The organism is Vibrio sp. D173a, assembly GCF_030248475.1.
The window spans coordinates 1-15,900 of the sequence record NZ_JAHGAH010000258.1; the positions used below are offsets into that span (position 1 = coordinate 1).

Consider the following 15,900-nt stretch of genomic DNA (forward strand, 5'->3'; position numbering starts at 1 on the left):
CATGGGGCGCATACTATACGACTATGGCAATTGCGGCGTGGTTTTCGATTTACCCCAAGCCTTACGCACCTTCACCAATACAAAGCTCATAATGGCAATAGTCAGGGTAATCACCGGTGCAGCCATCAATCCCATGGTCACAATCTTGTTTAGCTTCTCTGGAAGTAGAGGCAATAATAAACCTAAACTACAAAGCAGCAGCGTCCATAGAATTGCACTCAACCATGCGAAGTAATGGAACTTACTCACGCGATTAACGCGCAAGCCCATCATTAATGGCAGCAAAGAGCGAACAACAGGAATAAAACGCGCGCAGAACAATGCAATTAAGCCATGCTTACCAAGTAACATGTCAACTTGCTCCAAGCGTTTTGCTGGCACTGCATTTACCCACCCCTGCACCTTTGGTAAACGGTTTAACCATTTACCTTGTAGGTACGCAGCCCAACTGCCCATTGCCGCACTCACCACGATCACCAACATGATCATCACTGGGTCTAGTACGCCCACCGCCGCTAAAGTGCCAGAAAGCACAACAACACTGTCACAAGGGAAAGGTGCCGCGGGAATAAAACCACTCTCGAGAAAAATAAGCGCACCCACTACAAAGTAGATAAGCCCTGCACTACCTGGTGCCATCAGTGCAGTAAAGTCTTGGTGCCACAAAGCAAACAGCACCTGCGTAATTGAATCAAACATAACAAACTCCTAAACATCACAATCAAATTTCGAAAATTAATGAATAGGAATTACCGCGCATGAATAAAGCGATAGATCAGGTTGGACTCTTGCCCTGCCCCCAGCCGATATTTGGAGTGCGAATAAAAAATTTGAATGACAGGCAACGCTACGTCAGTAAACTCGCGTTTGTTGAAATCCTGCACGTCATTTAACCAACGTGCAGGCAGCACATCGAAATCGTCCGATTCTGGCGATGTATTGGAATGGTTAACGCGGAGTGCGTTGCGGCTGAATAAGCTCGCAGCGACTTTACGTGAAGGAGAAAACGGGGCTTTCTCTAAATGTGCCTCGCCATCGATCAATGAAGAGGTGTAACTGACAGCGTAGGAGATTTTTGGTGACGGTGAAGCCTGACTCAACCCAAAAGCCATCAGCGCAACAAAGAGTGCTAATACACAGACTAAGTAAGCACGCACAGAATTCACCTAAACCACAACGATACGCTGTTGTAACTCCGTGCGTGCAAATTTGCAATTCAAATTCTTAATCGATAATAAAAAGAGCGTTTTGCAAATGATTATTGGCGCAATTAGACGATAATCTAACCTTGAATTTACTCATTGCCGTAAGGGTAGTTTTCAAACATTTTCGTGACTTCTTCCGAAATCAACTCTTCGCGTTTTTCAGTACTCATAGACTCGGTGAGTTTACGACTAGAAACCCCCTTCCACACCACTTGATTGGCTTTAGTATCGACAAGCTCAACGACCAATTTGCCGTACTTCTTCTCCTTATAACGCTCTGGGCTGGACGTCACCACACCAAAGCTGTTCCAACCGTAACCTACACTAAAGCTTGAACCAGAAGATACGATCTCCGACTCCTTGATGATGTCGTGGTGCACGTACAGATCCCCCCCGCTTTTCACTCGCGACAATCCTTTGGATTCCAGTTGAGCCGCCAACCCTTGCTCAATGCGACGAGCATCCAAACTAGTTGGGGTGTCTGATTGTTCACCGAAATCAAAAGTTTTATAGGATGAGAAATCCGCTTGCTTGTCGACATCGGTCGTTACCGTGGTACAAGCGACCAGCGAGATAGCAAACAGCGTTGCCAATAAACCTTTCCACATACTCTTTCCCCTCTCTATCACGCCGGTCTCTCTCGGCAAGTTGTGGTATTTAATCTTACGAACCTGAGAAAATATTGAATCATTTCAACATTTAGTCTTGACCATGAATGCCAAGTGTTCAAATTCAAGACGCAATAGAGAGTAAGAACAGAGTAAAACACTGGTTGAGAAAGAAAGAGAAATCGTATTCAGAGCGACATATTGCCAACAACATTGCACACTTTTCGAACGAATCGGTACTTATTTACTCACTAAGCAACTTATTGAGCAAAAAAGACTTTTCTTTTGCACTCAATCTGGCATATTGAATGAGTCCTATCGATGCGCGGGCATCGTATAATGGCTATTACCTCAGCCTTCCAAGCTGATGATGCGGGTTCGATTCCCGCTGCCCGCTCCAAGCTTTCTCCTCAAGCTAACTTCTTTATCAGTCCCCTAAAATATCCTTTAAATTCGTACTTCATTGCTATCATGCTGTGGCTGTAATCGATCTCTGTATTTGCTACCTCTAACCGCAGGCATAAAAAAGCCCCTGCAGAGTGCAGGGGCGCGTCTTCGTTATTATGTTCCCCATATCTTTGGGGTTAATCCAACTGAAGTGTCGTGAACGTGTCGTTTTTCAGCCCGCCACCAGCGCGTTTCTTCATGGTGACCTCAACCGATCGCTTCCCTTCATTGACGCGATAACGTATTGCTTGAGCGAAGTATTTGTCATTTCGCTTCAAGTCTCTAGCATCAATCTTTAACGTACGATTCTGACGATTCACCGTGCAGCGGTAATCCCAATCGTTTTTGCCATTTTTCAAAGCCAGCAAAATACGTTGACCCGACGTTCCCGTGGATTTAATCCCGCGAGGCTGCTTATCAATAGCCAGTGCCAAGCCTGCTTTACACAACTGCTCTTCAGTAAAAGCAGGCGTTGCGTATGCGTACCCAGAGCCAAGCGTAGCCACTGTCATCGTTACGATTGAGAAAACTCGATTAAATGTCATCGTCCGTTCCTTAAAACTTACAAAGCGCCGTACGCATTAAAACAACATCACCGAACACTGTCAAGCATTAATGGTATGGTGTTTAGTTAATCATTCAGAACCGTTACTCAATTGTATCGGACGGAGGAGCAAACAAGCACCGCCAGCGCTGACGCCAAGACAAATTGGGACGAGTCACCTCTTTGAACATATCTTTCCATTCCGCGAACGTCACGGTAATAGGATTAAAGCTGTTAACGGGCTTTGAGATGCCATAACGGACGGTTTCTACTTCTGGCTCGAATGTTCCAAACATGCGATCCCAGATGATCAGCACGCCAGCGTAATTTTTATCAATGTATTGATGATTCACGCCATGATGCACGCGGTGGTGGGATGGTGTATTGAAGACCCACTCCAAAGGTCCAAGGGAACGAATCGACTGAGTATGAACAAAGAATTGCAGACCAAGGTTGAGCAGCACAACAAACACCACCCATCTAGGATCAAATCCAATAATGACCAGTGGCAACCAGAATAACCACATACCCGCTAGTGGGTACATCAGGCTTTGGCGAAATGCGGTACTGAAGTTCATACGCTCTGAACTGTGGTGCACCACATGCGCTGCCCACATCCAACGGATACGGTGGCTTGCTCGGTGGAACCAATAATAGAAGAAATCTTGCAATACCATGAGTAACAGGAAGGTTGAAACCGTCATCTCGATATCAAACAAGCGCCAACCAAACCACCACAAATACAGTTTAGCGATCAACAGCCCTGTTAAGATATCTGTCGCTTGATGAAGCCCAGCCAATACAAAGTTACACACGACTTCTGGCAAGTAATATCGCGCACTCTCAGGCAATCGACCACCCCGCTGTCCAAACCAATATTCTGCCGCAATACAAAGAAAGAATATTGGCGCGAGCAACATCAACAATAAATCAGGATGCTCTGTAATCTGTGACCATTCCATAGTCCGTCCCTACCATTTCGCGTAATGATCTTCGGTGAGTCCCATCACCTCATCGAGTTCGTGTTTAATGCCATTTTCATCAATCAAATAGCCTGAAAAGTAACCGACAAACTGACGAAAGTTACTCTTCAAAAACCAAAAGTTCTTTTTCTCTGATCGTTGATTTTTAGGCTTGAAGATCAAGTCGATGCGCTTGTCTTGTGAGGTAATTCGCCATGACGCTTCTTGATGCATGCGAGAAAACTCGAAATGTACGGGCGGCATCAAGTGGCGTTCTCCATCAATCCAAATGACGTTTTCACAATTCCCAGTTTCATTCACACCAGCCGCAAGGTTCAGCCCTATGCTTTTGTCCTCACGGCGATGATTGATACTCGCCCACCGCCAACTGGTCTCTCTGCGCATATAACCGGCAGAGAAGTCATACCCAGCGACTGCATTGGCTAGCTCTTGCGGTTGCCCTCTCACGCTCATTTCACCTTGAACAGCGAGCGCGTTGTGTTTTTGGGTGTAGGTCCATCCCGAATACGCGGTAGGCGTGCAGAGCATCAAAGGCAAGCTTTCTGACTCAGGTTTTAACCTCAAATCAGCTTGAATAAGGTCTGTTGAAAGCTGTATGTGCCAGAGTCCATGTTCAATCTTGAATTGAATGGCATCATTAGCGAGATAGGCTTGACTGTTCCAACTAGAAGGCTGTGTTTGATAGGCCATGTTGAGCGGCTTTAGCCACTGCTGTTCAACGAGCTCATGAGTTTCAGTATCAAACACATAGCAAAAGCCAGACGCTAAATAGCGAATATCAGCAATCGCGACGCCAATCATGTATTTCTCTGTCACGATCGAGACGAACTGGAACTGCTTGTAGTCGAATCGCTTACGCCCACTCGATACAGGCTCGTCCATCTCATTAAGATACTGAAACGCATCCAGCTGAAGCGATTCAGGAATCGATGTTAAATGACCAAATTGGGGTAATCCATTCGCTTGAATAAAGGGATTCAAAGGCGTTTGCACATCCATGCTCGCTATTAATCAATGACACACCATTCGATATTAACATTAATTTAACAACAAACAGTTTGCGCCACTGCACAACATTGGCCCACATATCGGCTTGAAATGAAAGGAAACGTGAGACCAGTCACCCATATTCAAACTGTCAAACGGTTAATTAGAGCTTTAACTTGGGGTTTAATAGCAGGCAAGAGTGCCTGCCTTCGTAACACTTTTAATGAATCACTCTTCTAATCCAATAACTCTGTCACGACATCAGTCTTCACGGAGTTAGAAATAAAGCAGTTTTCATGCGCCATGTGATGCATTTTTTCTAACTGTTCACGCGTCGGTTGTTTGTCTCCAGAAAAGACAATGTTTGGCCTAAGCGTTACTTTTGAAACCCACTCTTTGCCATTTTCTCCTACAGTCAGCTCGCCCACCGCTTCATCAACGTAGGAATCAATCACATAACGACGCTTAGCAGCAATAGAGAGAAAGACCAGCATATGACAGCTTGAAAGCGCCGCAATAAACGCTTCTTCTGGGTCAACATTCTCTGCTACTGATAGAGGAAGCGGGACAACATGAGGAGATGGAGAAGCAGGAACGCAAAGCCCGCCGTCGAACTGCCAAACGTGCGCTCGGCTGTATTGATTATCACTGAAGGTTTCGTCGGCTTGACGCTGCCACTTAATCGCTGCGGTGTGTTGACTCATTGCAATTCCCTGCCCTGTCGTTGTTCACTCCAAAAGGAGATGATTTCAAAAGAGAGCTAAGTAGACCACAACCTAGGGCTTACTCCCACTCACAAGGCAGAAAATGCGGGTATAGAGCGACTAAATCACTTGATTTGAATCCGCTTGACGCGTCCGACATCGGTCAATCAAGCGTTGCCCTTGATGTACGTTAACTTGCAATCGGTTAATCAGTTTCTGCAGTTGCTCAATATCAGGTATCTGTTTGTTCTTCACTTGAGTTTCGATTGCTAGAGCCTGATTCGCTAGCGTATCTAATCCAAGATTCAACGCCACCCCTTTAGTAGTGTGCAAAGTGCTATAAAGTGGCGCTAAGTCTTCAGCCATGAAATACTCAATCAACTCATCAACCGACTTTTCGAAGTCGTTCACAATGGTTTCAAGCAAATCTAAACGTGCATCAGGATCTTCTTTCAGCATGTCTAACATCTCTGATTGAGTTAACTCCTCTTCCGTGAGCCTCAGCTTCTCAATCGGTTCACGGTGCAACTCAATCACGTTTTCAGTCTGCTCTAATACTTCATAATTCTGGACAGGTAAACGAGAAGAGAACTGCTTGAGCGCATCAGAAAAACTCTCACGCTGTAGCGGCTTAGTCAGGACATGGTCTGCCCCCGCTTCAATGAAGTTGTCGTGCGCTTCTCTAAATACATCGGCGGTATAGGCAAACAATACGGTGTTGATACCAAGCCTTTCACGAATAAAGCGCGTCGCCTCAACCCCGCTCATCTCTGGCATATGATTGTCCATCAATATCAGGTCATATTGGTGTTCTTGTGCTTTCTTGGTCGCAATCAAACCATTCTCAGCAATCTCAACCGTGTGTCCTAACTTCTCACAAAAGCCTTTCGCCACAATCGCGTTCACTCGGTTGTCTTCCGCAAGGAGAATGTGAAGATGACGTTTACTCTCCCGTTGTTGCTTAACTGGGGTGTTTTGTGTTGCTGGCAATTCTTTCTCTATCCAAGGAATAGGAAGCTCCACTACAAACTGAGTCCCAATGCTCTCAACACTTTTGAGTTTAATCTCTCCACTCATCAATTCCGTGAGCTTTTTGACAATCGCAAGACCAAGCCCGGTTCCGCCAAACTTACGCGTGGTAGAAGTATCAGCCTGTTCAAACGAGTTAAAAATACAACCTTGCTTATCTCCCGGAATACCGATACCAGTATCATTGACTGAGATAAGAAGACATCGCTTTTGCTCATCAAGCTCAGTCCGAATCAATACGTGCCCATCGCCAGTAAACTTCACCGCATTGCCTGCGAGATTAAACAAGATCTGGCGGACACGGGCACAATCCCCCTTAAACTCGATAGTGTCAGGCACTTCATTTTCGACATAAAGCTGGATATTTTTCTCTTCAACAAGCGGCTGAATCGCGCTACAAACGGGAGTTAACACTTGCAACAAATTAAAAGGTGCCGCTTCTAAATCCAGTCTATTCTCTTCCACTTTAGAAAAATCCAATATGTCATTGAGAATCGTCATCAGGTGCTGGCCGGAGTCCAAGATTATTTTCACATGTTCTTTGGTTGTTTTTTCTTGAGTTTCATTGGCAATGATTTGTGAAATACCCAATACCCCATTCATTGGTGTTCTTAACTCATGGCTCATGGTCGCTAAGAATTGTGACTTCGCTTTGGCTGCGCGCTCCGCTTTCTCTGTCGCTTCTATTAACTCGTCATTGAGATGTTTGAGCTTATTCACACGATGTTGAGTTTGCAGCACAAACGCCGTCACTAATAAGATAATGGACAGGAGAACAAACAGCCACGTCAGCCTGGATTCACGTTGCGCGATTTCAAGTAACTGATGCTCAGAATACTCAACAAACTCAAAGTAATGGCCTTCTAGAATCCTGTTGGTAAGCAACTCTATCTTGCGCTCGCTTTGGCGCAGTCTATTCAAAAATAATGAGATACTCTGGCTCTGGGGGTTATCACCTTGTAACGCCGCATTGGTTAAAAAATCAAAATAATGCTCTTCCAACCATATATCATCGGTTTGGGCGCTAAATTGGTCTTTGTAAATGTTATGTAGTGTGAGTAATTCGTATTGATTTGCAACCTGGACACCAATTAGCATGTCTAACGATTGAGTCGCATCTCTAACTTTGCCATTAAACTGAACAACGATACTTTGCGCACGTAACCTAGTTGAAGTGATATCAAACCAAATCGACTGTTTGAAATCAGAAATCAATTGTTCAGAAGCAAGCTCTAGCTCAACTAAACTATGCGTGATTTCATAATTCCTCCGCTCTCGGATCGAGTAGGGATTAACCACGCTATCCCGAGCCTCTATTAAATGGTGACCAATCTCAGAAAGCGATGTGTATACCGCTTGAGTATTTCTTGAATTAACATGAGTCATGCACGCCAGAACCGCCATCACGGTAATAATGACGAACAAGGCGGCGTTAGCTAAGCGAAATTTATTCATTTTCAAACACCTCCAAAATTGCAGGCCTTGGGGAACTTAACGTCATCAGGAAGGCTTCGATATCTGCCACTTTGTCGTCGCTCATCGTTACCCCCAGACCTGCGACATAATTTGAATAGAATCCGATAGTTTATCAACTTGCCCATTGTGAAAATAAGGCCCGGTTTGCCCCACATTTCGCAAGCTTGCCACACGAAAATAGAATTTATCCTCTCCATCAGAGGTTCTTAAATGTCGCCCCGTATCAAGATTTTTTTCTCGCGTTTGAAAATAACTAAACTGCTGAATCATGGACCCGCCAATATTCCGCCCCTGGTGGCACTGAACACAGCCCACTTGCTGAAAGGCCTTCCACCCTCCTATTGACTGTTCATTCATAGCGTCCGTATCACCACGTAAATACGCATCAAATGGAGAGCTTGGCGTCTGGAGCCCTTTAACAAACTCCACAATTGCACGCTTAATGTTGGTCACATTAATACGTTTATCCGTTTGCTCAAATAGAAATTTATATAACGAATTAGCTTGAATATACTTTTCTATCTCTTCCCAATTAGAATCCATTTCTAAAGGGTTTTGGACAGGTCCGTCGATTTGAACCATCAACGAATTTGCTGTGCCATCCCACAGGAACCGATAATTTAAAGCCGCGTTAAAAACGGAGATTGAATTACGATTGCCAACGCCATGTACTCCAGTAGAAACTTGCGTCTGTTCTGCACCATTAGTGGATAGGTTATGACAGGTTTCACAACTGATCTTGCCATTCGATGACAGTTTTGGGTCCCTGAATAAATGCCAACCAACACGAGCCAGTTGAAAGTCAACCTTGGGATCGCCTTCGAGAGTGGGAACTAAGCTGGTATTGATTTTTGTATTTTGTATTCCTGCTAAAGTTGAAGCGCTAAAACTCATTAATAAACATCCATGTAACACTTTAGTAGTAAGCTTTCTCTTCATAGCTGGGATTTCCTTACCCGACCTCTTAATATGACCTTAGTTGCTTTCTGGCTTTTTTCCATTACCTCCTATTTAGATATTGAGTACCCTCTCATAAGTCATTGATTACTTTGGTCTCGATCTCGTTTAACTCACTCACTTGAATATCAAACGTCACTTGTCGACAAGACAAACATCCTTGATTGGCGAATAACGTTGAAAGCTATACGATTCCGCCCCCTTTTTTGACTCGCGCCCTACTTGGAAAAATAAAACCTTGAAACTGTTTGCCTCAATCGCAGCATTGCTTATTACTTTCTCTTTCAGTGCTTTAGCGGAAAATTTCCTAAGTAAAAATGACCGATTGTTTCTCGACAACCAAAAGAGCGTGAAGGTTGGCGTTCTTGCAGGCGATTGGCTCCCTTATTGGGGAAACTTAGAATCGAAAGAAGGCATCAACATCGAGTATGCAGAAAGCATGTTGCACGATCTGCACATTGACGCCGAGTATGTTCCCTACTCCAGCCTCGATACCCTTTTTAAAGGCCTAGAAAACGGCGAGATTGATCTCACCGTTGGCTTTGTTGCAACCCAAAAAAGAGCGGAGCGTTTTCTGTTCTCTGAGCCGATTTTTCAGACTTTACGCTTAGTTTGGTTGCGTGACGTTGCTTTGGAAAATACTCCTCTAGGCGAACTCAAGTGGGTTTGCGTCAAGGACTCAAGTGCCTGTGATCAGATTGACGCTCTCGGCTTTGAGCATGTTCATACCGTGCGCAACAGCGTCATGATGACAACGTCGTTAAATACCGGGGCAGCTGATGCTGCAGTTGTAGGCTTGTCTACGCTTAGCTCTTATGGCTTTAAAAACCCTCAAGGCGAACTCACAGGTAAAGTGGTCTATAACAAAACCCTCACGCCTGGCGCTGTCACCATCTTTACGAGGAAAGAATCTCAACAGTTGATGGGCATTATCAACAAATACATCAAACACTCTAAAGATTCCAAACACAGCCGTATGCATATTGAAGCGAACATCAACGTGTTGCACAACGAGTTAATGCTGGAGATTTTGGAGCAACAAAATGGCCGACAAACCGTTCGCTACACGATTAAAGACAATGTATACCCACTGTCTTACACAGACCCAAAAACCAAAGAGGTCAAAGGTTATGTGCACGATTTAATGAAGCTGCTCGAACAAAAGAGCATGCTCAAATTTGAGTACATTCACCCTAACGGCAGAGATGTGGATTTAATGCTTCAGGAGCATATTGTTGATGTGCTCCCAACACGAAACATCGCAATCACTGACAAAAAGCGTTTTATTGCGACACGTTCGTTCGGAGTTCTTCAGTATGGGTATATCGAGTCACTGAACAAACAAGCACAAAAAAGCGTCGGTATTTTAGATCGTGCAGGAAATTTCTATCCGCACTTTTTAGGTAACCCTGCGTATGCCTCTTCTCCTGTTTACCGTGATTTTAAAAGCCTTAGTAAGGCATTAGAAGATGGAAAGATCTCCCATGCCTTCGTCAATCAAAATTTGATTGATCACCATTTTTATAAAGGGCAAGGGACGCAGTTTAAAGCAGTGGCGCCACCGGACGATATGGAACTGGGGGTGGCATTGGGTATGGAGTTAAGGAAGGATTCTGAGTTTCTACACCGAGTGTTGGATACCGTAATTCAAGTCACCACCAAAGAAGAACTTCAACAGCTCAAAGAACGACATGAAAAAGTAACGGTTAATTACGGTATTGAGAGAGAGATCGTCGTCATCTCAGCATTGGCTGGCGTCTGTATTTTGTTAATTGCGGTGCTGATTTACATCGTTAGAACTGGCCATCTGACTCGTACCATTAAACGCAAAGAATACGAAACTCAGATTCGCCAAAAGCAGAACAAGTGGCTATCGTCTGTACTGGATCAGATGCCTAATAAGATCTTGATATCTGATGAAAATAATAAGCAGATTCTGGCCAATAAGCCGTTCATCAACATGCTTTCGCGCTGCAATGTAGATAAAGGCATTACAGACCAAGAACGAGAGCAAGTGCTTGATCTTACGAGAGAGTGTGTGAGAACAGACTCAGAAAGTACGGAAACATCTTTATGCTCTTTGGGCGACAAGCACTACCGTGTGCGTCAGCAGACTCTACTCCATCCAGAGGAAGGGACTCAATACCGGATGACGGTGTTTGATGACATCAGTGAACTAAAACAAAAAGAGACGGCGTTGAAAGCATCAAACTTGAAAGCCATGCAAGCGATCGAGGCCCGCGAACACTTTCTAGCAGTCGTCAGCCACGAGCTCCGCACCCCAATCGCAGCAATGATGGGATTAATGGAGTTGTTAGAGCAAGATGTAGAACGTAAAGAGAGCAAAGAGTTGTTGAAGAGCGCAATGCAATCAGCAGAGCGATTACAGTTGCAAGTTAATGACATTTTGGATTTCTCAAAAATTGATGCAAACCAACTTCAGTTAGATGTTCACAAAGGCAATGTTTATCAAGAGCTTGGGGCAACACTAAGAAGCTTTGAAAAAATCATCGAACGGAAGTCATTGGCGTTTGAGTTGAACTGGACTCCGACACCTCATGCTTTAGTGGCTTTGGATTGGTTGCGCGTCAACCAAATCATCAACAACCTATTGAGTAATGCGGTGAAGTTCACAAAGGAAGGTAAGGTTATCGTGAGTGTGCATGTCAGCCCAAACCAACTTGAATTCAAAGTACAAGACACGGGATGCGGGATGAACAATGCCCAGTTAGCCACTCTGTTCCAACCTTTTGTTCAGGGGGACAAAAGCACCAGTCGCCGTTTCGGAGGCACAGGCCTTGGCATGTCTATCGTCAAAAGCTTGGTCGACATAATGGAAGGCACCATTGAGGTTGACAGCCAAACAGAACAAGGCACAACCATCACAGTACGCTTGCCAATGATCAGTCAACCACTCGATATGACGGCGCTAGTTCCGGTCTATACCGAAGACAAACAAGTTCAGCGATGGTTAAACACATGGCAAGTCACTCTGGATGAGTTTGAAAGCAAGCATCACGTGATCGAGCTGGAACAACATTACTCCAACGTGTATCCCGATTTAATTTTGCAGAAGCTAAACGGTGAAGTGATAACGCAAACCCACTCAGCACAGACAGCAGAATACCAGTGGAACGGACGCGTGTTAGTCGTCGATGATGATGCGATCAACCGACTATTGTTCAAGCGTCAATTTGAAAAGCTGGGGGTAAATTGCCAGCTTGCTGCAAGTGGCGTAGAAGCGATTGAAGCGCTAGAACAAGCACAAAACGACAACGTACTGGCACCCTTTAATTTGGTGATTACCGACTGTCACATGCCGGATATGGACGGTTACCAACTGACTCAAGCTCTCAAGGCAAATAAGGTTCTCGCGTCCATTCCTGTCGTGACTTGTACGGCAGAGAATTCACGAAACGTGATTGAAAAAGCAGAACAAAGCGGCATTGAAACCGTGTTGTTTAAGCCATACACCCTGAGCGAACTACAAGCCTTGTGTGAGCAATACTTATCAAGAGTCATTAACGCAGAGTCCCAAGAGGATTGGCTTGAAGCCTATAGCCATGAAGAAAGACTCGAGATGGCACAAGTGATATGTGAAGCACTAAACAATGACATCGCACTGATTCACTCTGGAGAGGAAAGCCTTAAGTCAGTGGCACACCGAATTAAAGGATCAGCGGCCGCCCTCAACTTAACCCAACTTGGGTATGCGGCAATGCAATGTGAATCTTTGGTGGGCAGCGAACAAGAAATTCAGGCTCGCACGGCACTTATCAACGAATTAGAAACCATCGTCAGCACGACACAGCAGTGGCTGAATATGAATGGGAGCAATTAAATGAACGTTTTGATTGTAGAAGATGATCGATTACAAGCAACCAATCTTAAGATTTTGCTCAATCGTCTATTTGAAGGCACGATTACCGTCGTCCATCGAGGGTCAGAAGTCGCGACCGTTTGCGAGGCCCAACCAATCGATGTGATGTTCTGCGATATTGATTTACCAGATATCAATGGGGTGAACCTACTTTCAACCCTTGCAGAAAGCTCGCGTCCAAAAGGCGTGGTGATTTTGAGTGCGATGACCCAAGACGTGCTCGAAATTACCTACAACATGTGCTTGTCTGCGGGCTACGGGTTTGTTCGCGCATTAACTAAACCCATTTCTAATCAGCAACTCACTCAGATCTTCGGTGAGTTCAAACAATACTTATCGCAAGAGCAATTCGTGAGCTTGCCTGTGTTAATGAATGACGACGAGATTGACACTGCCTTCAATGAGGGCAGGTTTATCAATTATTACCAACCACAATACTCAACGTCGGATAACCAACTGATTGGAGTCGAAGCATTAGTACGTTGTCGTCACCCCGAGCACGGCATTATTGCACCTGCGCAGTTTATTACTGAGATTCAGGTTCGTAACGAGTTGGATAAACTGTTCTGGATTGTGCTAGAGAACGCGCTTCAAGACATGTCCGCACTGAAAGTAGACATCAACTTATCAGTCAACATGAACCAAAAGACGCTGAAGCAACCTATGAGTGAGCGACTATTTGCCTTGTGCGAACAATACCAAATAGCACCTGAACGCATCACACTTGAACTGACCGAAGACGAAGTGTACGACTGCAGCGTCACGTCGCTAGCCAACCTCGCCAACTTACGTTTAAGAGGCGTTGGCTTAGCCATTGACGACTTTGGGACCGGTTACTCGTCCCTGAGCCAGTTAGCAACGCTGCCTTATACAGAGTTAAAGATTGACCGCCAATTTATCAAAGATGCATTAACCAACTTCAAGAGCCAACAGCTCACTATTTCGAGCCTACACCTAGCAAAGTCATTAGGACTTAAATCGGTGGCAGAAGGTGTAGAAGATAATGAAACATTGGCGTATTTGCGCGAACTTGGCGTGGAACTTTACCAAGGATTTGTTCGCTGCCGCCCTATCCCCTTTGAACAATTGGAAACGTTGATCTAATTCGAACGTTGCGGCTGTTTGCTATAAGCCGCAACGCTCATTTTCTGAGTCCTTTTTAAATGAACACCAAATCTTTCTCACAGTACAATGTGTTAATTGTCGATGATGCGCCTATCGTGGTGCTGACACTGCGTAACATGCTGACCAAGCTTGGCTTTTCTGATAAACGCATATTCACAGCTCGCTTAGCAAAGGGGGCAGTTTCTATTGCTCAGCAAGAGCGCATTGACCTGATCATTTGTGACTACAACTTCGGTCGAGGCATGAATGGAAAACAGCTGTTTGAAGAGCTTAAGCACCTCAAATTACTCAACCATGACACCGTATTTATTCTTGTAACGGGTGAGAACTCTGCGACCATCGTACGTTCCATCATTGAGCTGAAGCCAGACGAGTACCTGCTCAAACCTTTCAACTCCATCACGTTACGAGAACGTATCTCGGCCGCAGTGAAACGCAAAAGCCTCTTGCAGGCCATCTATCAAGCAGAGCTCAGCAACGATGCGCACGCAGGATTAGAAGCATGTGATGAGCTGACACCATTTCATTCTGAGTATTTTTTCATTATCGAAAAGTTTCGGGCCGACTTCTTAACGCGTTTGAAACTGCATCAAGAAGCCAAAGTCGTTTACGAGCAAGTCATTGAACGTAAAGACGTTAACTGGGCAAAAATCGGCTTAGCAAACACGCTAGTCACACTGGGTGAACACGACGAAGCACAACGCCTAGTACGTGCCTTGTTAGAAGAGTCACCAAACAACGTAGATATACGCGAGTGCGCGGCTAACTTCAGCATGCTTAACCGAGAAGTACCAAGTGCAATTAGGCATTTGGAGTTGGCAAACAGCTTGGTTGAAGGCAATTCGGAGCGTGAACTGGTGATCGTCAATCTATGCTTGGCGGAACATGACTATCATTCTGCGTTAAAGCACTACCATGTATACATGGAGATCAACAAAGACACTTACCGTAACAATACCTTTGCCAAGCTCAACATGATTCGAATCTTGCTCTATTGTGTGCGTAAACTTGAAGGCCGAGAGGATCTTCTTGTTCAAGCCAAAAACTTATTTAAGTCGATCACGAGCGGGCCAGAAAACAAGGCAATTCAAGACGAGCTCGACTTGATCGCCGCGCACATTGCCATTGAAGAAAACCAGTACGTTGCAGCGTTTAAAGTGCTCAGTGATTTGTATCGAAGTAAGCCCTTCGCTCACTTTTATGCGCAATTTCATCTCGCGTGGTTGCTGCATGAGATGAACTTTGAATCGGAGTTTTCCAACGCCATTACTTGGTGTTTTGAGAATCTACAAACCGACTCAAGTGACACGATTCTTTCGAGTAAGATTACCCTTGGTCGCGCCCTAGAAACAGACAATGCAGAACGCCAAACTTGGATGCAAGAGCAATACAGAAAAATCCGAGCGGCAGAACAGGACTATCAAGCCTTGATTGATGCTTTGATTGAGCTCCAGGCCCGTTGTCCATTGCTACGCACGGTGTGCATCAACATCATTAAAGTACTGACGCGAGCCTTTCCAAGCGACAAGTCATCGTTGGAAGTCGAAGTGTTGATCAAACGATGCGATAACATCGTTAAACAATTGGTTTCTCGTGAGGAACTAGAGCAAAGTGGTTATGACAAGTTCCTCTTCCTCGCTCAAGATCGCTGTCAACACATGTCAGTGGTAAACAGCCACCTTCCAGAACCAGAACTGGCAAACTAGACATGCAAAAAGGGGCGCTTTAGCCCCTTTATCTTTCGGATTACAGGTTGAAGAAACGGTTAATCCAAGTCACCTCACCGAATGCAATCAAATCGTAGATGGTAAAGAACACCGCACAGATAACGGCAAGCTTCACCAATCGAATCGCAATTAACATCATAACTTCCCACTTACCTTCTTGTCTGAGTGTCGTTGATTCCTCGCAGTTTACTGGTTTTCTTACGAACCACAACGCATGAAACCCCAGAT

At 44.9% G+C, this 15,900-nt stretch carries 11 protein-coding genes, 1 tRNA gene and 1 pseudogene; 4 read left to right on the forward strand and 9 right to left on the reverse strand.

Features of this window, described 5'->3' with window-relative positions:
• Positions 1 to 21 precede the first annotated feature (21 nt).
• The 3 genes from KIV40_RS22805 to KIV40_RS22815 form a co-directional block, all read right to left on the reverse strand.
• The gene (locus KIV40_RS22805; protein WP_285351457.1) at positions 22 to 699 is read right to left on the reverse strand and encodes a DedA family protein; all 678 of its coding nucleotides are present in this window, start codon (positions 697 to 699) and stop codon (positions 22 to 24) included.
• A 50-nt stretch (positions 700 to 749) separates the two neighbouring features.
• Entirely contained in the window at positions 750 to 1,157 is a 408-nt protein-coding gene (locus KIV40_RS22810; protein WP_285351458.1) for a hypothetical protein, read from the reverse strand.
• A gap of 137 nt (positions 1,158 to 1,294) precedes the next feature.
• A complete protein-coding gene (locus KIV40_RS22815) occupies positions 1,295 to 1,813 on the reverse strand; it encodes a DUF4136 domain-containing protein (protein ID WP_134977542.1) in 519 nt (172 codons plus the stop codon).
• Between the two features lie 325 nt (positions 1,814 to 2,138).
• Here KIV40_RS22815 and KIV40_RS22820 point away from each other — a divergent pair.
• Positions 2,139 to 2,213 (forward strand) — tRNA-Gly (locus KIV40_RS22820).
• A 184-nt stretch (positions 2,214 to 2,397) separates the two neighbouring features.
• Here KIV40_RS22820 and KIV40_RS22825 read toward each other — a convergent pair.
• From KIV40_RS22825 to KIV40_RS22850, 6 genes and pseudogenes are all read right to left on the reverse strand, one after another.
• Entirely contained in the window at positions 2,398 to 2,805 is a 408-nt protein-coding gene (locus KIV40_RS22825) for a hypothetical protein (protein ID WP_285351461.1), read from the reverse strand.
• Positions 2,806 to 2,908: 103 nt separating this feature from the next.
• A complete protein-coding gene (locus KIV40_RS22830; RefSeq protein ID WP_285351462.1) occupies positions 2,909 to 3,766 on the reverse strand; it encodes a sterol desaturase family protein in 858 nt (285 codons plus the stop codon).
• Positions 3,767 to 3,775: 9 nt separating this feature from the next.
• Complete coding sequence (locus KIV40_RS22835; RefSeq protein ID WP_012129653.1) at positions 3,776 to 4,786, reverse strand: DUF2804 domain-containing protein; 1,011 nt, start codon at positions 4,784 to 4,786, stop codon at positions 3,776 to 3,778.
• Between the two features lie 224 nt (positions 4,787 to 5,010).
• Complete coding sequence (locus tag KIV40_RS22840; RefSeq protein WP_285351464.1) at positions 5,011 to 5,478, reverse strand: OsmC family protein; 468 nt, start codon at positions 5,476 to 5,478, stop codon at positions 5,011 to 5,013.
• 120 nt (positions 5,479 to 5,598) lie between these two features.
• Entirely contained in the window at positions 5,599 to 7,962 is a 2,364-nt protein-coding gene (locus KIV40_RS22845) for an ATP-binding protein (protein WP_285351465.1), read from the reverse strand.
• A pseudogene (locus KIV40_RS22850) lies at positions 7,955 to 8,922 on the reverse strand (cytochrome-c peroxidase). Before KIV40_RS22850 ends, KIV40_RS22845 begins: the two are co-directional and overlap by 8 nt.
• Before the next feature lie 256 nt (positions 8,923 to 9,178).
• Between KIV40_RS22850 and KIV40_RS22855 the strand changes: the two are divergent.
• The 3 genes from KIV40_RS22855 to KIV40_RS22865 are packed head-to-tail and all read left to right on the forward strand — an operon-like array spanning position 9,179 to position 15,651.
• Positions 9,179 to 12,781: an ATP-binding protein gene (locus tag KIV40_RS22855; RefSeq protein WP_285351466.1), complete on the forward strand. Its 3,603-nt coding sequence runs from the start codon at positions 9,179 to 9,181 to the stop codon at positions 12,779 to 12,781.
• Positions 12,782 to 13,924, forward strand: coding sequence for an EAL domain-containing protein (locus tag KIV40_RS22860; protein WP_012129660.1), 1,143 nt, complete (start codon positions 12,782 to 12,784; stop codon positions 13,922 to 13,924).
• A gap of 59 nt (positions 13,925 to 13,983) precedes the next feature.
• Positions 13,984 to 15,651: a response regulator gene (locus KIV40_RS22865; RefSeq protein ID WP_285351468.1), complete on the forward strand. Its 1,668-nt coding sequence runs from the start codon at positions 13,984 to 13,986 to the stop codon at positions 15,649 to 15,651.
• Positions 15,652 to 15,900 lie beyond the last annotated feature (249 nt).

What these genes read in the sequence shown, in the direction of transcription:
- KIV40_RS22805 (WP_285351457.1), bottom strand. Translation starts at nt 699, where the DNA reads ATGTTTGATTCAATTACGCAGGTGCTGTTTGCTTTGTGGCACCAAGAC.
- KIV40_RS22815 (WP_134977542.1), bottom strand. Translation starts at nt 1,813, where the DNA reads ATGTGGAAAGGTTTATTGGCAACGCTGTTTGCTATCTCGCTGGTCGCT.
- KIV40_RS22825 (WP_285351461.1), bottom strand. Translation starts at nt 2,805, where the DNA reads ATGACATTTAATCGAGTTTTCTCAATCGTAACGATGACAGTGGCTACG.
- KIV40_RS22830 (WP_285351462.1), bottom strand. Translation starts at nt 3,766, where the DNA reads ATGGAATGGTCACAGATTACAGAGCATCCTGATTTATTGTTGATGTTG.
- KIV40_RS22835 (WP_012129653.1), bottom strand. Translation starts at nt 4,786, where the DNA reads ATGGATGTGCAAACGCCTTTGAATCCCTTTATTCAAGCGAATGGATTA.
- KIV40_RS22840 (WP_285351464.1), bottom strand. Translation starts at nt 5,478, where the DNA reads ATGAGTCAACACACCGCAGCGATTAAGTGGCAGCGTCAAGCCGACGAA.
- KIV40_RS22845 (WP_285351465.1), bottom strand. Translation starts at nt 7,962, where the DNA reads ATGAATAAATTTCGCTTAGCTAACGCCGCCTTGTTCGTCATTATTACC.
- KIV40_RS22860 (WP_012129660.1), top strand. Translation starts at nt 12,782, where the DNA reads ATGAACGTTTTGATTGTAGAAGATGATCGATTACAAGCAACCAATCTT.
- KIV40_RS22865 (WP_285351468.1), top strand. Translation starts at nt 13,984, where the DNA reads ATGAACACCAAATCTTTCTCACAGTACAATGTGTTAATTGTCGATGAT.